This is a genomic window from Shewanella alkalitolerans, assembly GCF_019457575.1.
GTDB classification, from domain to species: Bacteria; Pseudomonadota; Gammaproteobacteria; order Enterobacterales; family Shewanellaceae; genus Shewanella; species Shewanella loihica.
In genome coordinates, this window is sequence record NZ_CP080422.1 from 446730 (window position 1) to 467429 (window position 20700).

General features: G+C 56.5%; 18 protein-coding genes. All 18 read left to right on the forward strand.

The window, feature by feature from the left end; translation table 11 throughout:
• The first annotated feature begins 51 nt into the window (after positions 1–51).
• Entirely contained in the window at positions 52–564 is a 513-nt protein-coding gene (locus tag K0J45_RS02035; protein ID WP_220044036.1) for a type II secretion system protein, read from the forward strand.
• 14 nt (positions 565–578) lie between these two features.
• Complete coding sequence (locus K0J45_RS02040; RefSeq protein ID WP_220044037.1) at positions 579–1088, forward strand: prepilin-type N-terminal cleavage/methylation domain-containing protein; 510 nt, start codon at positions 579–581, stop codon at positions 1086–1088.
• A gap of 14 nt (positions 1089–1102) precedes the next feature.
• Positions 1103–1594 carry a type II secretion system protein gene (locus K0J45_RS02045; protein ID WP_220044038.1) on the forward strand — a complete coding sequence of 164 codons (492 nt, stop codon included), beginning with the start codon at positions 1103–1105 and terminating at the stop codon, positions 1592–1594.
• Positions 1595–1737: 143 nt separating this feature from the next.
• Complete coding sequence (locus K0J45_RS02050; RefSeq protein ID WP_220044039.1) at positions 1738–2187, forward strand: type II secretion system protein; 450 nt, start codon at positions 1738–1740, stop codon at positions 2185–2187.
• Positions 2177–2728: a type II secretion system protein gene (locus tag K0J45_RS02055; RefSeq protein ID WP_220044040.1), complete on the forward strand. Its 552-nt coding sequence runs from the start codon at positions 2177–2179 to the stop codon at positions 2726–2728. Before K0J45_RS02050 ends, K0J45_RS02055 begins: the two co-directional genes overlap by 11 nt.
• Positions 2728–3531: a PilW family protein gene (locus K0J45_RS02060; protein ID WP_220044041.1), complete on the forward strand. Its 804-nt coding sequence runs from the start codon at positions 2728–2730 to the stop codon at positions 3529–3531. The genes K0J45_RS02055 and K0J45_RS02060 overlap by 1 nt, the downstream gene beginning before the upstream one ends.
• On the forward strand, positions 3521–3958 hold the full coding sequence (locus K0J45_RS02065; protein WP_220044042.1) for an MSHA biogenesis protein MshP: 438 nt from the start codon (positions 3521–3523) through the stop codon (positions 3956–3958). Before K0J45_RS02060 ends, K0J45_RS02065 begins: the two co-directional genes overlap by 11 nt.
• Positions 3909–6656 (forward strand): DUF8470 domain-containing protein, encoded by a 2748-nt coding sequence (locus K0J45_RS02070; RefSeq protein ID WP_491572536.1) that lies wholly within the window; start codon positions 3909–3911, stop codon positions 6654–6656. Before K0J45_RS02065 ends, K0J45_RS02070 begins: the two co-directional genes overlap by 50 nt.
• Positions 6657–6821: 165 nt before the next feature.
• Positions 6822–7871 (forward strand): rod shape-determining protein, encoded by a 1050-nt coding sequence (locus K0J45_RS02075; RefSeq protein ID WP_011864209.1) that lies wholly within the window; start codon positions 6822–6824, stop codon positions 7869–7871.
• A 134-nt stretch (positions 7872–8005) separates the two neighbouring features.
• Positions 8006–8887 carry a rod shape-determining protein MreC gene (mreC, locus tag K0J45_RS02080; protein ID WP_144200002.1) on the forward strand — a complete coding sequence of 294 codons (882 nt, stop codon included), beginning with the start codon at positions 8006–8008 and terminating at the stop codon, positions 8885–8887.
• Positions 8884–9372, forward strand: a complete 489-nt coding sequence (gene mreD, locus K0J45_RS02085) for a rod shape-determining protein MreD (protein ID WP_011864211.1) — start codon at positions 8884–8886, stop codon at positions 9370–9372. Before mreC ends, mreD begins: the two co-directional genes overlap by 4 nt.
• 2 nt (positions 9373–9374) lie before the next feature.
• Complete coding sequence (locus K0J45_RS02090; RefSeq protein WP_286670311.1) at positions 9375–9962, forward strand: Maf family protein; 588 nt, start codon at positions 9375–9377, stop codon at positions 9960–9962.
• 97 nt (positions 9963–10059) lie between these two features.
• On the forward strand, positions 10060–11562 hold the full coding sequence (gene rng, locus K0J45_RS02095; RefSeq protein WP_220044045.1) for a ribonuclease G: 1503 nt from the start codon (positions 10060–10062) through the stop codon (positions 11560–11562).
• On the forward strand, positions 11562–15896 hold the full coding sequence (locus tag K0J45_RS02100) for a YhdP family protein (RefSeq protein ID WP_220044046.1): 4335 nt from the start codon (positions 11562–11564) through the stop codon (positions 15894–15896). The genes rng and K0J45_RS02100 overlap by 1 nt, the downstream gene beginning before the upstream one ends.
• Positions 15820–16650: a carbon-nitrogen hydrolase family protein gene (locus tag K0J45_RS02105; RefSeq protein ID WP_220044047.1), complete on the forward strand. Its 831-nt coding sequence runs from the start codon at positions 15820–15822 to the stop codon at positions 16648–16650. Before K0J45_RS02100 ends, K0J45_RS02105 begins: the two co-directional genes overlap by 77 nt.
• Before the next feature lie 41 nt (positions 16651–16691).
• A complete protein-coding gene (tldD, locus tag K0J45_RS02110) occupies positions 16692–18140 on the forward strand; it encodes a metalloprotease TldD (RefSeq protein ID WP_220044048.1) in 1449 nt (482 codons plus the stop codon).
• A gap of 192 nt (positions 18141–18332) precedes the next feature.
• A complete protein-coding gene (locus K0J45_RS02115) occupies positions 18333–19736 on the forward strand; it encodes a TolC family protein (protein WP_220044049.1) in 1404 nt (467 codons plus the stop codon).
• Positions 19726–20697 (forward strand): HlyD family secretion protein, encoded by a 972-nt coding sequence (locus K0J45_RS02120; protein WP_220044050.1) that lies wholly within the window; start codon positions 19726–19728, stop codon positions 20695–20697. Before K0J45_RS02115 ends, K0J45_RS02120 begins: the two co-directional genes overlap by 11 nt.
• Positions 20698–20700: the final 3 nt, after the last annotated feature.

Below are 20700 nucleotides of genomic sequence, written 5' to 3' on the forward strand. Positions count from 1 at the left end.
TTTTATTGAAAAGTTGAAAGTTAGCAGAAGCGAAAATAACAAGGGTACGACATGAAGAAGCAAAACGGCTTTACACTGATCGAGCTAGTGGTTGTGATCATCATCTTAGGGATTCTGGCCGTGACCGCAGCGCCTAAGTTTATTAACTTACAGAGCGATGCGCGCCTTTCTGCATTGGAAGGAATGAAAGCATCTATCCAAGGTGCCAACTCTTTGGTCTATTCCAAAGCCGCGATTGCCGGAAAAGAGAAGGGCGACGCTAATGGCGCAGCTACATTGGATATCGGCCTAGGTACAGGGAACGATATCAATATCGTTTACGGTTATATGAAAGCGACTGAGGCCGATTTTGAGAAAGGATTAGATGTCTCTTTTGCTGCTGGTGCAGATGGTAAGCCAACATCCACAACGGCAACCGATGAATGGATTATTAAGGAAGAAACCTCAAAGGTGACTATATGGCAAAAAGGTGCTCCAGCCGCCTGTAAGTTGGAATATACCCAAGCGACAAGCTCGAGTGTCGGCCCTACATTTGCCGCCATGCCGACAACTTCAAATTGCTAATAGTTAGGAAACAGATGAATAAGCAGAAAGGATTCACGCTAATCGAATTAGTGGTGGTTATTATCATTCTAGGGATTCTGGCGGTGACCGCCGCGCCTAAGTTTATTAATCTACAAAGTGATGCTCGTCAATCGACTATTGCGGGGATGAAAGCCGCGATACAGGGAGCCAACGCCCTGATTTATTCGAAGGCTGTGATTGCCGGAAAAGAGAAGGAAGCTGATACCAGTATCATTATCGCCCCCGGTGTGGAAGTCATTACCGATTATGGCTATTTAGATAGTGAAGATGAGCCGCTTATCGTTAAGGCGAATCTGGAAAATGCGTTGGATACAGAGTTTGAAGCTTTGAGCGCTGCCGATACTGTCGCCACTCAAGATTGGGGTGTGTTTTCCTCGACAAATACTCAATTTATCATAGTGCCAAAGGGTAAGAAGTCGACAGATGCATGTCGTATCGATTATACGACGGCAAAAGATGCAAATACACCGGCCGTAGTCTCGGCTGTTATTACTGGTTGTTAAATAGGAAGTTATCAATGAATAAACAAAATGGTTTTACACTAATTGAATTAGTGGTTGTTATTATTATTTTAGGAATTCTGGCGGTGACCGCGGCGCCTAAGTTTATTAACCTACAGAGTGATGCCCGTGTTTCTGCATTGCAAGGTGTAAAAGGGGCGTTGCAGGGGGCGAACTCACTTTATTACTCCAAGGCAGTCTTAGTGGGTATTGAAAAGACAGCTGCAACTGCGGCTGACTCGAATGCAACACCACCAACTACAGGAACGGTAGTTGAAGGCGTGACCTTAAATTATGGTTATATTCAGGCTAAGCAAGCTGAGATTGCCGCTGCACTAGAGATCACAGCCTCGGATTGGACGTTTACAGAGGTTACTGGGTCAGATCCTTTAGCAATCGAAATCTCTCAGAAGGATGCACCTACTGCTTGTAAGTTTACTTATACCCAGGCTAAGGATGCATCGACACCGCCTACATATGGTGCCATACCTGCGGCTAGCGATTGCTAGAGAAAACGTTTCTAAAGGCCTGCAATGCAGGCCTTTTTTGTCTGTGGCGAGAGACTAATTACTGAAATCGATGGCAATATTTGCCATACTCTGTAGGTTATTAGAAAGTTTAACGCTATCAGCGTGTTGCGGCTGGGGTGTCGATGAATAAACAACAAGGTTTTACCCTTGTGGAGCTGGTCACTAGCATCATCTTGATTGCCATTTTATCTGTGGTGGTCTTGCCGCGCTTCTTTACCGCCTCTAGCTACAGTGCCTATACCCTGAGAGATGAACTGATTAGCGAGCTCAGGCGCGTTCAGCTGATGGCGCTGAATAATCTGGATCGCTGCTACAAGGTAAGTGTGACGGAGACAAGTTATCGTGCCGACATCTTTGGCGCCGACTGCAACAGCCTAGCGGTCACTGGCAATGCCCAGTCGCTACCCCGCCAGACCAGCCTGAGTTTAGGTGGCTTGAACAGCTTCACCCTGACCTTCGACCGTGATGGCAGGGTGACGGGCAGCTGCGCTACGGGCTGCACCATCAAGGTTGCAGCCGATGAAACCTTAGACCTCAGCATAGAGAGCCAGGGGTATATTCATGGACGCTAGCAGAGTCACCTTACCAAGGCGCGCCTCAGGCTTTACCCTGATCGAGTTGGTCGTGGGCATGATAGTGCTTGGCATCGCCCTGGTTATGCTCACCAGCATGCTGTTTCCCCAGGCGGATCGCGCCGCCGAAACCCTGCACAGGGTGCGTTCTGCCGAGTTGGCGCATTCCCTGCTCAACGAGATCTGGGGCAAACGTTACGATCAGAACAGCAATCCCAATGGCGGCGTGCCCGCCTGTGGCGCAGCGGCCAGGCCAGACCTTGGATTGCCAGCAGGGCAGCCCTGTACAGACCAGGCCAGCTTTGGCGCGGGCGGACTCGATCGTAACGCCTATCGCGATGTGGATGACTATCATGGCCTGACCCAGGCCAGCAAGATGCTCAACTCGGATCGCACCTATGCTCAGGAATATATTAACTACCAACTATCGGTCAGCGTCACCTATCCCGGCAGCGACAAGAACAGCAAGCTGGTGGCGATCAATGTGACCACCCCCAGTGGCGAGGTGATCACCTATCATGGGCTGCGGAGTAACTACTGATGCGGCTGCAAACTAACAAGGGCTTCACCCTGGTCGAGATGGTGACCGTCATCATCATACTGGGCATCCTGGTGGTCGGGGTGAGCAGCTTTGTGATCTTGGGCACCCGCATTTTCGTCGAATCCAGCTCAGTGGATCAGGTGCTGAGCCAGAGTCGTTTCGTGATTGAGCGTATGACGCGGGAGCTGCGTAATGCCCTGCCAAACAGCATCCGGGTGGCCAGCTCAAGCGATGCACAGTGCATAGAGTTTATGCCTATCACAGCCAGCGCCAGCTATATCAGTTTGCCGATAGCGCCAGACAGCCCGGCAGACAGCGGCAGTGTGATGCTCCCGGCGCAGGGGATTAACCTGGCCCACAAGATGGTGATCTATCCGCTTTCACCTGTTCAGCTCTACCAAGACAGTCCGTCGACCACACAGGGGCGTATCTTCGATGTTAAACAGCTGAGTGGCAATCAGATCGAGTTTAACAATGCGCTGCGTTTCGATGAGGCCTCGCCTCAGAAGCGCTATTTTATGGTCAATGGCGCCGTGAGTTACTGCTTCTTAAGCAGTGGCGATATCAGGCGTTACGACGGCTACGGGGTTCAGACCACCCAGCCGACACCGACACCGGCTCAGATGGGGACGGGGGCCTTGATGGGCCAGCATGTGGTCAATAACTTAGGCAGTGAGGCGCCGATTCACTACACGCCGGGTACACTGATTAACAATGCCGTGGTGCAGCTGTCGCCCCGTTTCGAGGTGAATGGCCAGACCTTTCAATATCAACATCAGGTGCAGGTGATCAATGTTCCCTAATCGAGCCAGCCAGCGAGGCAGCGCCCTAGTGATAGGCATTTTCATCATTACCGTGATGTTTCTGATGGCGGCTGCGCTGATCAATATCGTCAGCGATGCCGACGAGGGGGTAAACCTGGAGGTGTTGGCAACCCGCGCCTTCGCCGCGGCGAACAGCGGCGCCGATGCCGCCCTGGCGCAGCTATTTCCCCTAAGCGGTGCTGTGGTCGGTTGTTCTAGCGTCTCTGCTAGTTGGACACCGCCGGATGTGGTGGGCTTTCATGGCTGTAATGTGGTGTTAAGCTGCAATCAGACCACAGTGGCGACTGGGAGTGACAGCGTGACCCAATATCTTATCGGCAGTGAGGCGACCTGCGCCGTGGGCAATTGCGACGGCGATGCCTGTCTGCGCGTCAATCGTAAGGTGGAGGTCGAGGCCCGTGAATAGACTCCTGCTAACCTTGCTCGCTGGCTTGTTTTACCTAATCTTCTCCACAGGTGTTTTCGCCGTGCCTCAGTGTGATGCGATCTTTACCGACCCGGCAACCGGAAACCATAATCCCGGCCTGGTGCCGCCTGATGATATTGGTTCTAGTTTGGGGGATTTGAATTGCCTCAAGCAAGGAAGATCGACAAGCTGTTCGCCAAGCGATTCTTTTAAACCTGGGGATTATAACTTTAGAAATGGCACATTCGAACATGACAGCTACGTAACAACGACAAGTGCCTCGACACGTCTTTATTTTGATAGCTTGTCGCTGACCAAATCCAGTATTAACGCTTATGGTAAAGCCGAGAATCTCATTATTTATGTGCGAGGAAATTTAAAAGTTGCGGGCATTAATTATGTGAATGCGATTGTTTATGTTGCAGGAGATGTTCACTTTGACGGGAACGCCAATCTCAGTGGTGCAATTGCCGCCGGCGGAGATTTAGATCCTGAGGACTACAACAATATCGATCTCGATGCGGTGGACAACGCCGACTTCGGCGGCATGTGTGACAAGGGCGGTGTGAATGTCGACCATTACCGGCTCGAATTTACCTCGGATGCGCTGAGCTGCGCCGCCAAAGATATCCTGCTGCGGGCCTGTGTCAACGCCGACTGCTCGACTCAAGCGAGTGTCTCTTCGAGCGTCGAGTTAACCAAGAATGACAATAAATATGCCGATGTCGGCTTTACCGGCTCGGCTCAAACCCAGGTGTGGCACCCAGACGGCGGCAGCGTCCTCCTGGGACTTGGCACTACGGCACCATCCGCGCCCTATCGCTGTTATATCGACGGTACTCTGGTGGCTAATGCCCAGTGCCTGCTCGACTTTGCCGATACGGGATTCTATTTCGATGTGCCCGACAGTACCGCCTGCAAGACGGGTAACAGCTTTAATCTGTTTGCTGTCACCAAAGATACTCAGACGCAGCAGTGTAAGCCCCTGTTTGCCAACCAGACCAAGACGATTAGCTTCGGCTTCGATTATCTGCGCCCGGCAACGGTAAACAATCCGGCCCAGCTTACCCTGAACAGCCTGTTATCACCGAGTGACTCGATAGCGATCGATGGCGGCGGCACTCAGACAATGCAGGTGCATTTTAACGCTGAAGGAGTTGCCAGTCTGTCGGCCAACTACCCAGAGGCGGGCGTGGTGACGCTTAGCGCCGAACATAGCCACATAGTTTCGCGTCCCGCAGGAGGTTCAGAGACGCTAGTGCTTACCCATAGCGATAGCTTTACCTCGACACCTGCCGGTTTTCATTTTGCCAATGTCAGTGCCAATGGGCGCTGTGATGCCAGTGAACCCTATGACGCTGACTGTAAGGTACTGGCGGCGGCGGGAGAACCCTTTAGCATGCAGGTGACTGCGGCCTGTTGGCAGAGCGATGACGACAAAGATTTCAGTGACAATAGTGCGCTGCAGAACTTCGAGCATGACGGCCTGTCTGTGGTGTCACAGGTAGTGCAGCCCGATACCGGGGTAAACGGCGTGTTAGGACGTGATAGCCTGGCGTTCTCACTATCATCTGGCGTTAGCGCCCAGATCATCAATGATCAAAGCTGGAGCGAGGTGGGCACCATGCAGGTGGCGCTTGGCGCGGATGTCAGCTTTGAGGGGGTGACCATTCCCGCCAGCCAGTTCAGCAGTGAGGTGTTTGGCCGTTTCACACCAGCCTATCTAGAGATCACTGGCAACGACCCTGAGGCGGCCCAGAGCTGCGGCGCATTTACCTATCTGGATCAGCCCTTCGGCTTTAAAACGGGCGCCGAGCCAAACATTCAGGTGGCGGGGTTAAATGCCCAAGATAAGGTAACCAGTAACTACCAGATCGGCGATTGGTGGCGTTACAAGCATAGGGATGAGGCAGAGCGCAATCAGTGGCCTGAGCGTAGCTATCAAGACAGCACAGGGCTAGCTGTGGTTGGCGACAGTCAGGCGCCGGCACTCTCAGGCCAGGTCAATTATCGCGGTTCACCCAATGTCGCTGAGTTGATCGGCGCCCAGCCGAGTTACCGACGCACCCAGACGCCACAGGAATCCTTCGATGCCAAGTTTGATCTAATCTTGTCGGCGCTGGACGTCAGCGATGAAGATGGCATCTGTTATCGCGACAGCGCCTCGGCTGCTTGCCGCGGATTTACCTTCAGCGATATCGGCGACGGTAAGGCCTTCGAGCTGCGCTATGGCCGTCTGGTGCTGGAAAACGGCTATGGCCCTCAGTCGGAGAGCCTGCGGCTGCCAATGCATAGCGAATATGTTTCAAGCGTGACTGCTGGCGTGCCAGTCTGGACACTCAATGGCGATGACAATTGCTCGGTTTTTAATACCCAGATCTCCTTAGATGCCGGCGAGACGGCAACTTCTGGCCTGTATCGTATCCTACCTTCGGGCTTCCCCGACCTGCAGGCCTTCAGCGATAGTGGATTGTCGCTGCGCAGTGGTGCCCTGATGAATGGCGTGGGCAATCTCTATTTTGCCATCCCCAATCAGGCGGGCGAGGTGCCCCTCAAGCTGCATGTTGAACCTTGGCTCAAGGGCTATTGGAACTATCCGGGGAACGCTGCCGATACCTTGTTTGACCCGAGGGCTAATGCCTATTTTGGCACCTATCGCGGACACGATAAGATCATCTATTGGCGGGAAGTGAAATAGCCGATCTACCAATTGCTGAGCGAGTGTTCACTTAGGCTGACACAAGCCCCAATGATGAACAGATATTTATCTAAGGATCAGCATAATATCCTTGTGGAATGCGGGGGGCATTGATAAAGTTACCTGATTTTTATTTTTCCGACTCCACTGAGACAGGCTGGTTACATGTTCAAGAAGCTGCGTGGCATTTTTTCTAACGATCTTTCGATCGATTTGGGTACGGCTAACACCTTAATTTACGTTCGCGAAGAGGGTATAGTGTTAAATGAGCCTTCGGTTGTTGCAATTCGGGGCGAACGCGGCAGCGGCGGCCAAAAATCGGTTGCCGCCGTGGGAACGGAAGCTAAGCAGATGCTGGGTCGTACGCCGGGCAACATTCAAGCCATTCGTCCAATGAAAGACGGTGTGATCGCCGACTTCTACGTGACCGAGAAGATGCTGCAGCACTTCATCAAACAGGTACACAACAACAGCGTATTCCGTCCAAGCCCACGCGTCTTGGTGTGTGTGCCAGTGGGAGCCACCCAGGTTGAGCGTCGTGCGATTCGTGAATCGGCCATGGGCGCAGGTGCTCGCGAAGTCTATCTGATCGAAGAGCCAATGGCGGCCGCTATCGGTGCCGGTCTGCCTGTGTCGGAAGCAACAGGTTCTATGGTGGTGGATATCGGTGGTGGTACTACCGAGGTGGCCATCATCTCACTAAACGGCGTGGTTTATTCCTCTTCTGTGCGTATCGGTGGCGATAAGTTTGACGATGCCATCATCAACTATGTGCGTCGCAACTATGGCAGCCTGATCGGTGAGGCCACGGCCGAGCGTATCAAGCACACCATAGGTACCGCCTATCCGGGTGACGAAGTGCTGGAGATCGAAGTGCGCGGTCGCAATCTGGCCGAAGGGGTACCACGTAGCTTTACCCTGAACAGCAACGAGATCTTAGAGGCGCTGCAAGAGCCACTCTCTGGCATCGTTAGTGCCGTGATGGTGGCGCTGGAACAGTCTCCACCAGAACTGGCTTCAGATATCTCTGAGCGCGGCATGGTACTGACTGGCGGTGGCGCACTGCTGCGTGACCTCGACCGTCTGTTGATGCAAGAGACCGGCATCCCTGTGATGGTGGCCGACGATCCGCTGACCTGTGTGGCCCGTGGTGGTGGTAAGGCATTAGAGATGATCGACATGCATGGCGGCGATCTCTTCTCTGACGAAAACTAATTCGGCTCAAGAAAATAGGCAGCAAGACTCTGGTTACACCCTTGGCGAGGCATAGTAAATGATGGCTCGCCGCCCAGACACCACAAGGTGAATGGGTAAAAAGTGGGTACCGGGTTCGCTGCCTTAAGTGTTTTATGAAACCTATTTTTGCCCGCGGTATTTCGAATCAATTCAGGCTCACATTGGCAATCGTTTTGTCGGTGATCTTACTGGTGGCCAACGATAGGCTGGAGCCGGTGCGCCAATCTATCTCCTCTGTGCTCAGCCCACTGCAATACGTGGCTAACATCCCCGGCGCCATCCTGGATTGGTCTGCCGAGAGTATCGCCACCCGCAACATGTTGGCCAAGCAGAACAAGCAGCTGCTGCGGCAGCAACTCCTGATGAGCGAGCGTCTGCAGCGCTTCGAGCACCTGAGACAGGAAAACGATCGTCTGCGCGCCCTGCTGGGCTCTCCGGTACACATGGACTCCAAGAAGATGGTGGCCGAGGTGATGGAGGTGGCCAGCGATCCCTTTCGTCACTATGTGGTGCTAAACCATGGTGCCCGCAGCGGCGTCTTCGTCGGTCAGCCCGTGGTGGACGCCCATGGCGTCGTCGGCCAGGTGGTGGAGATCAGCGAGCTGACTAGCCGGGTGCTGTTGATTTCAGACGTGACCCACGCCATCCCGGTGCGGGTGACCCGTAACGATGTGCGCCTGGTGGCACAGGGTATCGGCGAGCTCGATGAGCTCGAGCTGCGTCACGTGGCCAAGAGTACAGATCTCAGAGTCGGCGATCTCCTGGTCTCCTCGGGTCTGGGTAAACGCTTTCCCGAAGGCTACCCCGTGGCGCGCATCATGACGGTCGAGCGCGACGATGGCCAGAGCTATGCCACCGTCACAGCCCAGCCTTTGGCGGCACTGGACCGTATCCGTTACCTGCTGTTGATCTGGCCAGATGGCAATCAGAGCGAGCAAGCCGAGCCGGTCGAAGCAGGCGCCGATGCCCAGCCGCAAGCGGAGGAGACGCCATGAGCATGCATATTCCCCACGGTCGTTGGGTGGTCTGGTTAAGCTTCCTGCTGGCCATGTTATTTCAGATCATGCCGCTGCCCGGCCTGGTCGAGGGCTGGCGCCCCGACTGGCTGTTGCTGGTGATGATCTACTGGGCGATGGCGCTGCCGCACCGCTACAACATCCTTTCGGCCTGGGTGCTGGGCGTCTTACTGGATATCCTGCTGGGGGCCCACCTCGGCATACGTGCGCTCTCTATGTCGCTGGTGATCTATGTGGTGGTACTGCATTTCCAGCGCCTGCGTAACTTCCCCATGTGGCAACAGGCCCTGATGGTGGCCAGCCTGGTGTGCCTGCACCATCTGCTGGTGTTCTGGGTACAGTTTGTGGTGAACGTGGCGAGCTTCGATGTCAGCCTGTTCCTGCCGGCCCTGTCGAGCCTGATCATCTGGCCTTGGGTATTTTGGATGCTGAGACGCATTCGCCGTATTTATAAAGTGAGATAATGATGCAACTGGTATTAGCCTCTTCCTCTCCTCGTCGTCGCGAGCTGCTGGCTCAAGTGGCTCTTGGCGACCCCGAATTTGCTTTCGAGGCGTTATCCGCCGATATCGACGAGAGCCATAGGGCAGGGGAAAGCGCCGACGAGTTCGTGGTGCGTCTGGCAATCGAGAAGGCCCAAGCTGGTCTGGCGCTATGGGGACAGGCGGATGCCGTGGTGCTGGGCTCAGATACTATAGTGGTATTGGACGGCGAAATCCTAGGTAAGCCTAAGGATGAGCAGGACGCCAGGCAGATGCTTAGCGCGCTGTCGGGCGAGCGTCATAGCGTGATGACGGCGGTAGCGGTTACCGACGGTGAGCGGACTCTGTCTCGATTAGTTGAAACTAAAGTGCAATTTTGCGGCCTAACTGAACAGGCTATCTTGGCCTATATCGCCACCGGCGAGCCCATGGATAAGGCCGGTGCCTATGGCATTCAGGGCTTAGGCGGCTGTTTCGTCGAGGCCATCGACGGTAGCTATTCGGCGGTGGTAGGACTGCCGCTGGTGGAAACCCGGGCCCTGCTGGCCGAGATGAAGCTGTTAGCCGTTTAGCGTTTTACCCAATAGATTGAGCCATTTAGGTCTAAGTTGTTCTAAAATTAACGGTCCTTAGGCCGTTAATGCATTAATCATATTTGAGTGAGTAAGCATGAGTCACATAGTCAAAAACAAAGTACAGAAAAAGATAGGTTCTGAGCTATTGATCAATGTGACGCCTACCGAGGCGCGGGTGGCGCTGGTGGAATATGGCATCTTGCAAGAGGTGCATATCGAGCGCCGCATGAAGCGTGGTCTGGTGGGCAACATCTACAAGGGTAAGGTCAGCCGGGTATTGCCTGGCATGCAGGCCGCCTTCGTGGATATCGGTCTGGACAAGGCCGCCTTCCTCCATGCCTCTGATATCGTACCCCACACCGAGTGTGTGGCCGACGTCGAGAAGGGCAACTTCGTGGTACGCGACATCGCCGAGCTGGTGCGCCAGGGTCAGGACATCATGGTACAGGTGGTAAAAGATCCCCTGGGCACCAAGGGTGCGCGCCTCACAACTGATATCACCTTGCCCTCACGCTATCTGGTCTTCATGCCGGGCTCCAGCCATGTGGGTGTATCGCAGCGCATCGAGTCTGAAGAGGTGCGTGCCCGTCTTAAGGGACTGACCGAGCCCTTTGTGGATGAAGATGGTGGTTTCATTATTCGCACCGCCGCAGAGAATGCCGGTGAGCAGGAGCTGATCCAAGACGCGGCCTTCCTGCGCCGGGTCTGGGCCAAGGTGTGCGAGCGTCGCAAGCGTCCTGGCGTCTCTCTGCTCTATCAAGATCTCGCCCTGCCTGTGCGTATCGTGCGCGACTTCGTCGGTACCGAGCTGGATCAGATCCAGGTGGATTCGGGCCAGACCTACGAGGAGCTGCTGCAGTTTACCCAGGAGTTTATGCCCGAGATTGCCGACAAGATAGAACACTATTCCGGCCGGGTGCCCATCTTCGATCTCTATGATGTGGAGAACGAGGTGCAGCGCGCCCTAGGGCGCAAGGTGGAGCTCAAGTCAGGCGGTTATCTGATCATAGATCAGACCGAGGCCATGACGACTGTGGATATCAACACAGGCGCCTTCGTTGGCCATCGCAACCTGGAAGAGACCATATTCAACACCAACCTGGAGGCGACCCACGCCATCGCTCGCCAATTGCGCCTGCGCAATCTGGGGGGGATCATCATTATCGATTTCATCGACATGTTGAACGAAGACCATAAGAAGCGTGTGCTCAGCACTCTAGAGGCGGCGCTTGCCAACGACAGGGTGAAGACCAATGTCAGCGGCTTCTCGGGTCTTGGGCTGGTGGAGATGACCCGTAAGCGTACCCGCGAGAGCCTGGAGCATGTGCTGTGCGGCGAGTGTCCCGCCTGTTTCGGCACAGGTAGCCTGAAGACGGTCGAGACGGTTTCTTACGAGATCTTCCGCGAGATCATCCGCCTCAATCGCGGCTATGATGCCGACGAGTTCCTGGTTTACTGTGCCCCGACTGTCTACAACAGCCTCACCGGCGAGGAGAGTCATCTGGTGGCTGAACTCGGCGCCTATATCGGCAAGCATGTTCGCCTGCAAAACGAGCCCATGTATGCGCAAAACAAATTCGATGTGGTGATAATGTAGTGTCACGCCCATTCTGTCCCCGCACCTTCGGCCGCCTATGCTGGCAGATGATCGCCATCATAGTGGTGCTTTTTGCCTTGAGCGTCAGCCTGTTCAGAGGCCTGCTACCTAAGCTGGATCAGGTCCGTCAGGAGCTGGTGAGTTATATCTATGAGCAGTATCAGGTCAAGGTCGAGGTCAGCGAGCTCACCGCCGAGTGGCAGGCGTTCGGCCCTGCGGTGACCATCAAGAATCTGGTCTTGCCGGTGCAGGAAAACCTGCCGGTCACCTTCATCATAGACAATGTCCACCTTAAGTTGGATTTCTGGGACAGCCTGGTCTCGGCGTCGCCCCAGATTGAGAATGTGATCTTCGAAGGGGTCAAGATCGCCCTGGATCTCGACCGTATCAGTCAAGCGGGTAACGGTCAGCAGAGCAGTGATGCGCCAGTGGCAGAGCAGAATACCGATTGGCTCTACGCCCTGATGCTGGAACAGTTCGACCGCTTCGCCATCACAGATGTGACCATGCAGCTGATCAGCAGCTCTCACAAATATCGACCTATCCATATCAGGGATCTGCGCTGGCGCAACCTGGCCGGTCGCCACAGAGCCGAGGGCGCGCTGTTCCTCGACGAGCAGGCCTCTGAGGTCGAGCGTCTCTCCCTCTCCATCGATATTCGTGGCGATGGTCATAGCCCAGAGTCCTTGACTGGTCAGCTCTATCTGGCGGCCAACTCGCTGGATCTCGGTGAGTGGGCATCACGCCAGGAAAATCCTTATGCCTCGGGCAAGAAGCTGCCACTCGAGGGCGTGGTTAACCTGCAGGCCTGGGCAGAGTTCTCTAACCGCGCCTTTACCGCGGCGACGGTCGCCTTCGAGCCAAGCTGGCTACAGTGGCAACTCAAGGGTGAGCAGCAAAAATTTGAAATTAAGGCTGGCCAGCTTAACTGGCAGCCACAGGTCTCTGGCTGGCAACTGACCAGCTCAGACCTGGCCTTCGTCACCAATGGTCAGGCCTGGCCGGCGCTGCATATCGGCGCGCGCAAGCGTGACGATCGGCTGATGGCCAGTATCAATCAACTCGATGCCGAGGTCTTGTTGCCTCTGTTGCCCCTGGTGCCCGGCATGGATCTCGATGGCCTCTACCTGTGGCAGTCGATGGATCCCAAGGGCAGCATAGAGCAGCTCAAACTGGGTTATGGTGCGCAGCAGGGCTTTGCCATGTCGGCGCAGCTCAAGCAGTTTGCCTGGCAAGGCAGCGGCGCCATCCCTGGGGCAGAGCCGATTGACCTTATGTTCGGCATGCAAGGCAGTGACCTCTATCTGTCTGCGCCTGAGCAGCAGTATCACTTGGATTTTAACGGCGGTTTCGAGGAAGCATTGTCCCTCGCGGGTGACGCCTTCACGGTAAAATATGCCTTGGGCGAGGCGGCGCTGATCGCCCCTAAACTGCATTTCTATAATGCCGACCTGGATCTCGATGCGGCCATGAAGCTGGGCTTTGCCGGTGAGGCCAGCCTTAACCTGCTGGCCGATGTGCAGGTGAAGAACGCCGCCAGGGCTAAGTACTATTTCCCTAAGCATGCCATGTCCGAATCTCTGGTCGATTACCTCAGCGGCGCCATCAAGGCGGGGCAGAGCCAGGACGCCAAGGTGGTGTGGAACGGCCCGCTGAAGCATTTCCCCTATGACGACAACAGCGGTGTGTTCCAGGCTGGTTTCTCATTGAATCAGGCCCGCTACAGGTTCCAGCCCGATTGGCCCGAGGTGACCGACCTGAGCCTTAATGCCCTGTTTGAGAACGCGGCCATGGATATCTGGGTGAACAAGGGGATGTTGATGCAGGTGCCGGCCGACGGCGCCCATGTTGCCATCCCGCGCATGAGCCATCAGACGCTGCTGACGGTGAAGGCGGATCTGCGCACCCAGGGCGAGGCCGCCAAACAGGTGCTACAACGCTCACCTCTGGCCGATACGGTCGGGGCTACGTTAGAGGTGGTACAGGTGCAGGGTGAGGTATCGGGTAAGCTGGATCTCAGCATCCCCCTCTATCATGGTGGTAAAGAGGCGATACTGGGTCAGGTGAAGTTTGACGATACCCCTGTCTATATCAGCGAGCCGGGGGTACAGCTAGATGGCGTGACCGGCGAGGTCTACTTTGCCAACGAGGTGGTCACTGGTGAGAAGATACAGGCGCGTCTGTTCGAGCAACCCGTGAGTTTCACCTTCGACACAGGCAAGACCAACAAGCATTATGGCCTGAATCTGGATATGCAGGGGCAGTGGGCGCTGGCCTCGCTGCCGGCGATGTTGGACAACCCGCTCAAGGATTACTATAGCGGCGAGCTGGATTGGCAGGGCGCCATGACGCTGATTTTCGATGAGTTGGGGTATCGTATCCAGGCTCAGGTGAAGAGTGACATGCAGGGCGTCGAACTGAGCCTGCCGGGTAAGTTTGCCAAGACGGCCGACAGCCCGCGAGCCCTCTCATTCGAGCTGATCGGCGACAACAAGCAGGCCTCGCTAGGGGCCAAGCTTGGGGATCAGATGGAGTTCTGGGGTGGCTTCGACGAGGAGTCAGGCGACCATCTGGCGCACTTCGACCTGCTGCTGGGACGCCTGTTTAAGCCGGGTGACCAACTCAAGCGTCAGGCTGGTCATCTGCAGCTGGATATGCCTGCCACCGAATTCGCCCCTTGGCTGCCAATCATCAAGGGATTCATGGGCGACGCGGCGCTGGAATCCTCACTGGACATGGCCATGCGGGAAGCATTAGAAGAGCAGGCGCCTGAATCGCCGCTGGTGCAGGCAGAAACCGAGCCTAAGAAGAGCAGCTTCTTCCCGCCGCTGATCGCGGTCGATGGTCAGGTACGCCAGTTGAACCTCTATGGGCAGCCGCTGACTGAGCTGAACCTTGAGGCGCATCCCACAGAACATGGCTGGCGCTTCGAGGGCAACGCCAACGAATTTAGCGGCCGGGTGGACTTCTATCCAGACTGGTCGGCCCAGGGCTTAAAGCTGGTGGCGAGCCGATTTAACTTTGCGCCTGAGAGCAAGGAGGGCGAAGCCTCTGAGGTTGCCAGCGATGAGGTGCTCAGCATACTGCCGCCGTTGGCGGTGGATGTGGATCAGTTTAGCGTCTATGGTAAGCCGCTGGGACACCTGGTGTTGCAGGCAACGCCCAAGAATGGCGACTATCAGATCCAGACCATCGCCATCACCACCCCGGGTATCACCTTCAAGGGTAAGGGCGCCTGGTCCAACAGTGAAGGGCAGAACCTGACCGAGTTTCAGGTGGATCTCAAGGCCAAGCAGTTCGATGAGGTCTCAGAGCGTCTGGGCATAGACCCAGGCCTCAAGGAGGCGCCGCTGGATCTGCAGGCCGAGCTGTCATGGCAGGGGGCGCCCTATGCCTTCTCGCTGGAGACCCTCAACGGCCAGATCAGTTACAAGCTGGGCAAGGGCCACCTGTCTGAGGTGAGTGACAAGGGCGCGCGTATCTTCTCTTTGTTCAGCCTGGATTCATTGCTGCGTAAGCTGTCGCTGGATTTCTCCGATGTCTTCGGCAAGGGGCTCTACTTTAACACCTTTACCGGCACCCTTAAGCTGGATAACGGCGTGGTCAAGACCACAGACTCCGAGATGGATGCGGTGGCCGGTAACATGAGGGTGCGGGGTTATACCGACCTCACTTCCGAGAGCCTCAACTACGACATACGCTTCGTGCCGCAACTGGCCTCAAGCGTGCCCACTGTGGTGCTGCTCAGTACCGGCGGTTGGACCCTGGGCCTGGGCGCCTTCGCCCTGACCAAAGTATTGGAGCCGGTGATCGAGGTGATCTCTGAGATCCGCTTCAGGCTGACGGGCACCATGTCTGAGCCTAAGCTGGAGGAGCTGGAGCGTAAGAGCAAGGAGATAGAGATCCCCGAGTCTGTCTTGCCGCGTCAACAAGCGCCTGGCGCAGAAGCTAAGCCCGAAAACAAACAGTCCGAGAGCGATCTGCCAGAAAGCAAACAGCCTGCGAGCGAACAACCAGCGCAACTAAAACAAGAGCAGCAAGAACAGAATCCGGCGCAGTCTGGGGCAGACGCTCTGCCGGCAGAGGCGACGGGTGAGCAGGTGATGCCATCGGGCGTTGAGATCCCTAAGCCGGCGGTCGTCGCCATGCCAGAGTTTAAGGAGACGCCCACAGGGCTGCAGGCGCCAGTGGAGCAAAAAACTGAGACGCCACAACAGCAAGAGTCACAGGAAAAGCCAGTGAGCAAGGAGTCAAGCGATGCAGGTCAGCCTATTACAATGTCAGAGTGGTCGCGACGTCGAGGAGAACCTCAGCTTTATTTGCGAGCAGCTTGATGCCCTCGCCAGTGGTGAGCGCCCCCATCTGGTGGTGCTGCCCGAATGTTGCCTGCTGTTTGGTGGCCATGAGCGTCAGCAGTTGGCCTACGCCGGGGACGATGCCGGCAGCGAACTCAAGCAGACCCTGGCCGCGCTGGCGAAGCAATATGGTATCTATCTGGTGGCGGGCACCATTCCTATCCTGGCCGATGAGGGGCGGGTTTTCAGCCGCAGCTATCTGTTTGACGATAGCGGCGAGACCTTAGGCCACTACGACAAGCTGCACCTGTTCGATGTGGATGTGGACGATGGCACCAAGTCTTACCGGGAGAGTGACACCTTTTGCCCAGGTGAGGCGGTAACCGTCGTCGATACGCCTTTCGGTAAGGTCGGGATGGCGATATGCTATGACATCAGGTTTGCGGATTTATTTCGCGCCATGCGTCTGCAGGGGGCGGAGATCATCGTTCTGCCGGCGGCCTTTACCCGTGTGACCGGGCGGGTGCACTGGCTGCCCCTGCTACAGGCGAGGGCGATTGAGACCCAGTGTTTCCTGTTGGCGGCCGCTCAATGGGGCGAGCACAACCAGGGTAAACGTGAGACCTGGGGACACTCCTGCGTCATAGATCCCTGGGGAGAGGTGCAGGCGATTAAACCAGAAGGCTGTGGCTGGTTGTCGGCAGAGATAGACCTTAAGGCCATAGAGGGGATACGTCGCAACATCCCTGTGGTCGAACACAATCGTTTCGAGTCACCCAAATTAAAGAGATAATAAAATCGCGTCTTCATGCAGGCGCCATAGAGAGAAAATTAATGCCATTTTTAACCCAAGTAGAACAGAGCCTCTTGCAAGACGGATTGTCACTGGATCAGTTGCAAGGCTATATCAATAGCATTCATCAGCATCAGGTGGATTTTTCCGATCTCTATTTTCAGGGCAGTCGCCACGAGTCTTGGGTGTTAGAAGATGGCATAGTCAAAGAGGGCAGCTTCCATATCGAGCGCGGTGTGGGCGTGCGTGCCATCAGCGGCGAGAAGACGGGTTTCGCCTATGCCGACGAGATCACTCCAGCGGCGCTGAGCGCTGCGGTCGAGGCGGCTCGCGGCATCTCTGCGGCGGGCAATAGCGGCCGCGTTCAGTCATGGAAGCAGCAGAAGGTGACGCCTCTGTATCAGAGCGCCGACCCTATCGCGGCTATGGAAGAGGTGAAGAAGATTGAGCTGCTCAAACAGGCCGACGCCTATGTGCGCAGCCTGGATCCGCGCATCATACAGGTGGTGATCAGCCTGTCGGGCGTGCACGAAGAGATCTTAGTCGCGGCCAGTGACGGCACCCTGGCGGCAGATATTCGTCCCTTGGTACGTTTTAACTGTAGCGTGGTGCTGGAGCAGGAAGGCAAGCGTGAGCGCGGCGCCAGCGGTGGCGGTGGACGCCATGATTATCAAGTGTTTTTCGAGTCGGGCGACGATGGTCTGCCTAGCTGTTTCGCCTTTGCCCGCGAAGCCGTGCGTCAGGCCTCGGTCAATCTGACCGCCATAGATGCGCCTGCCGGTGAGATGCCTGTGGTACTGGGCGCGGGTTGGCCCGGCGTCCTGCTGCATGAGGCAGTGGGTCATGGCTTGGAAGGCGACTTCAATCGTAAGGGTAGCAGCGCCTTTAGCGGCTTGGTGGGCCAACAGGTGGCTTCTAGCCTGGTGACCGTGGTGGACGATGGCACCTTGGTTGATCGCCGCGGCTCGCTCAGCATAGACGATGAAGGGGTTCCGACCCAGAAGACAGTGCTTATCCAGGACGGCATCCTCAAGGGCTATATGCAAGACAAACTCAACGGCCGTCTGATGGGGCAGGCCTCAACCGGCAATGGTCGCCGCGAGTCTTATGCTCATCTGCCGATGCCGCGTATGACCAACACCTATATGGAAGCCGGCGACAGCTCGCCTGAAGATATCATCAAGTCGGTGGACAAGGGGATCTATGCGCCTAACTTCGGTGGCGGTCAGGTCGATATCACCTCGGGCAAGTTTGTGTTCTCGGCGTCTGAAGCCTATCTCATCGAGAAGGGTGAGATCACCCAGGCGATCAAGGGCGCGACCCTGATAGGTAATGGTCCCGAGGCCATGGGGCAGATCTCCATGGTGGGGAACGATCTGGCGCTCGATAAGGGTGTCGGTGTCTGTGGCAAAGATGGTCAAAGTGTGCCCGTGGGCGTGGGCCAGCCTAGTCTGAAACTCGACCGCTTGACGGTAGGTGGCACGGCGTAGTTCAGCCGCCGACCTCGCCTCTGGCCGAGCTGTCAGAGGTGAATACCGCTCTACAGGAGTGGTTGCAAGAGAGTATTTAGGGAAGGCTGTCGACAGCTTGTGAAGCGGTTTGCCAACAAGGCCAGCTTCTCAACGCCCCCATAGGGTGTTAACATTTGCCAAGGAAATAGAGTTTTAGCTCTAGAGGTGTCGATGAGATATTCACATATTGTTTGGCTGTCGCTGTTAGCCCTTGCGGGGAATACCGCCCAGGCGCAGGAGCTCGCCTTCGGCGATGCCTGGCAGCAGCTGTTGCGGGTAAGCGACAAGTTGCAGGCCAGCCAGCAGGAGGTTAACCGTGCCCAGGCCGAAAAGGCCGCTGGGGAGGACCTCAACCTGCCTTCGCTGTCGATCAACGGCAGCTACACACGTTTAGAGAAACCCCTGGAGCTGGATCTGAGGGATCTCAACCCCTTAGCCAGTCTCGATCCTGCCAGCTTGCCGCCGGCACTCGGCGGCGCCCTGGGCGCCATTCCGGGCTCGCTGTTTATCACCCCTTTTACCGAGCAGGACGTCTTCCGCTCAAGCCTGCAGGCGATGTGGCCCATCTATACCGGCGGTCGTATCAGCGCCGCCCAGGGGATCCATGAGGCCCAGGTGGCCGAGAAGGAGCAGCAGCATCAGCTGTCTACCCGGGATCTCTTTGTCCAGCTGGTGGACAGATATTATGGCGTGGCGGTGAGCCATGCCCTGATGGCGACCCGTGGTCAGCTGGTGGATGCTCTCACTGAGCACGCCGAGCATGCGGTCAAGCTTGAGCAGCAGGGACAGATCGCCAAGGTGGAGCGTCTCAACGCCCAGGTGGCCCTGGAAAATGCCCGGGTGGATTATGCCAGCGCCAAGCGTCAGCTGGAGATGAGCCAGATCGCCCTGTCACGCATGCTGCACCAGAGCGATGTCGATACCGCCTCTAAGCTGTTTATCCTCGATAACCCGCCCTCCCTCGGCCAGCTCAGTCAGCTGACCCTGACTAGCCATCCGGCGCTTAAGCTGCTGGAGGCTAAGGAGACCCAGGCCAACGGCCTTATCGATGTGGAGAAGGGCAGTTATTACCCTAGCGTCTTTCTCTACGGTAACTACACACTATATGAAGACGACAGTCTGCTGGCCAAGATGGAGCCGGACTGGATGGTCGGCGTCGGGGTGAAGATCCCGCTTATCAGTCGCGACGGTCGTAGCGGTAAGGTCGAGGCCGCCCGCAGCGCCCTGTTGCAGGCGCGCTACACCAAGGCGCAGACCCAGCAGGATCTCAGCCTGCTGCTGGATCAGAGCTATCGCCAGCTGCAGCAGGCCAGAGAGGAGACTGAGTCCCTCGACCTGTCGCTGTCGCTTGCCAAAGAAAACAAACGCCTAAGGGATCTCGCCTTCAGCCAGGGGCTGTCGACCTCTATCGAGAAGGTGGACGCCGAGCTGAAGCTGAGCGGCGTGCAGACCCAGCAGCTGGCGGCCCAGTACCGCTATGTACAGGCCTACGCCAGATTGATGGCCATCAGTGGCCAGTTAGATGAATTTATCGGTCGTTCACGCACCGCCCAGGAGAGAGCTGATGCGCACTAACAGAATCCTAGCCATTGTCGCCCTAATCGCCTTAGTGGCCATCCTGGCCTACGGCCTGATGCTGGCCCATACGCCCAAGGCCGAGCGACTGCAGGGGCAGATCGAGGCCAGAGAGTACAACATCTCCTCCAAGGTGCCAGGCCGTGTGGCGCAGGTCATGGTGCGCCGTGGCGATCAGGTGGCCGAAGGCGATCTCCTGTTTGCCATCGACAGCCCAGAGCTCAATGCCAAGCTGATGCAGGCCCAAGGGGGCCGCGACGCCGCCAAGGCGTTGCAACAGGAGGCAGATAACGGCGCCCGCAAGCAGCAGGTAGCGGCTTCTAAGGAGCAATGGCTAAAGGCGAAGGCGGCAGCAACCCTGGCCGAGACCACCTATCAGAGGGTAGAAGCCCTGTTTAGCGAAGGCGTGCTGGCCCGTCAGAAACGCGACGAGGCCTTTACCCAGTGGCAGGCGGCCAAGTACACCCAGCAGGCGGCCTATGCCATGTATCAGATGGCCGAAGAGGGTGCCCGTGAAGAGACCAAGGCCGCGGCCGAGGGTAATGCCCGCATGGCCGAGGGGGCGGTGAAAGAGGTCAGCGCCATTTTGGCCGACAGCCAGATGCGCTCGCCCAAGTCCGGCGAGGTCAGCGAGGTGCTGCTGCACCCAGGTGAGCTGGCGCCAAGCGGCTTCCCTGTGGTGAGCGTTATCGACATGCAAGATGCCTGGGCCGTGTTTCAGGTGCGTGAAGATCAGCTTAAGGGCTTTAAGGTGGGTGATACCCTGGAGGTGGAGATCCCGGCGCTTGGCGAGCGTTACCCCTTCAAGGTGGCGCACATCAGCGTCATGGGCCATTTCGCCACCTGGCGCTCCACCGAGAGTGGCCACGACTTCGATATGCGCACCTTCGAGATGGAGCTCAGACCCGTATCGCCCATCGCCGACCTGAGGGTGGGCATGAGCAGTCTGCTGGTACAGTAGGCC

What these genes read in the sequence shown, in the direction of transcription:
- K0J45_RS02075 (WP_011864209.1), top strand. Translation starts at nt 6,822, where the DNA reads ATGTTCAAGAAGCTGCGTGGCATTTTTTCTAACGATCTTTCGATCGAT.
- tldD (WP_220044048.1), top strand. Translation starts at nt 16,692, where the DNA reads ATGCCATTTTTAACCCAAGTAGAACAGAGCCTCTTGCAAGACGGATTG.
- K0J45_RS02090 (WP_286670311.1), top strand. Translation starts at nt 9,375, where the DNA reads ATGCAACTGGTATTAGCCTCTTCCTCTCCTCGTCGTCGCGAGCTGCTG.
- K0J45_RS02060 (WP_220044041.1), top strand. Translation starts at nt 2,728, where the DNA reads ATGCGGCTGCAAACTAACAAGGGCTTCACCCTGGTCGAGATGGTGACC.
- K0J45_RS02115 (WP_220044049.1), top strand. Translation starts at nt 18,333, where the DNA reads ATGAGATATTCACATATTGTTTGGCTGTCGCTGTTAGCCCTTGCGGGG.
- K0J45_RS02120 (WP_220044050.1), top strand. Translation starts at nt 19,726, where the DNA reads ATGCGCACTAACAGAATCCTAGCCATTGTCGCCCTAATCGCCTTAGTG.
- K0J45_RS02050 (WP_220044039.1), top strand. Translation starts at nt 1,738, where the DNA reads ATGAATAAACAACAAGGTTTTACCCTTGTGGAGCTGGTCACTAGCATC.
- K0J45_RS02065 (WP_220044042.1), top strand. Translation starts at nt 3,521, where the DNA reads ATGTTCCCTAATCGAGCCAGCCAGCGAGGCAGCGCCCTAGTGATAGGC.
- K0J45_RS02035 (WP_220044036.1), top strand. Translation starts at nt 52, where the DNA reads ATGAAGAAGCAAAACGGCTTTACACTGATCGAGCTAGTGGTTGTGATC.
- K0J45_RS02105 (WP_220044047.1), top strand. Translation starts at nt 15,820, where the DNA reads ATGCAGGTCAGCCTATTACAATGTCAGAGTGGTCGCGACGTCGAGGAG.
- mreD (WP_011864211.1), top strand. Translation starts at nt 8,884, where the DNA reads ATGAGCATGCATATTCCCCACGGTCGTTGGGTGGTCTGGTTAAGCTTC.
- K0J45_RS02040 (WP_220044037.1), top strand. Translation starts at nt 579, where the DNA reads ATGAATAAGCAGAAAGGATTCACGCTAATCGAATTAGTGGTGGTTATT.
- rng (WP_220044045.1), top strand. Translation starts at nt 10,060, where the DNA reads ATGAGTCACATAGTCAAAAACAAAGTACAGAAAAAGATAGGTTCTGAG.
- K0J45_RS02070 (WP_491572536.1), top strand. Translation starts at nt 3,909, where the DNA reads ATGCCTGTCTGCGCGTCAATCGTAAGGTGGAGGTCGAGGCCCGTGAAT.
- K0J45_RS02045 (WP_220044038.1), top strand. Translation starts at nt 1,103, where the DNA reads ATGAATAAACAAAATGGTTTTACACTAATTGAATTAGTGGTTGTTATT.
- mreC (WP_144200002.1), top strand. Translation starts at nt 8,006, where the DNA reads ATGAAACCTATTTTTGCCCGCGGTATTTCGAATCAATTCAGGCTCACA.
- K0J45_RS02055 (WP_220044040.1), top strand. Translation starts at nt 2,177, where the DNA reads ATGGACGCTAGCAGAGTCACCTTACCAAGGCGCGCCTCAGGCTTTACC.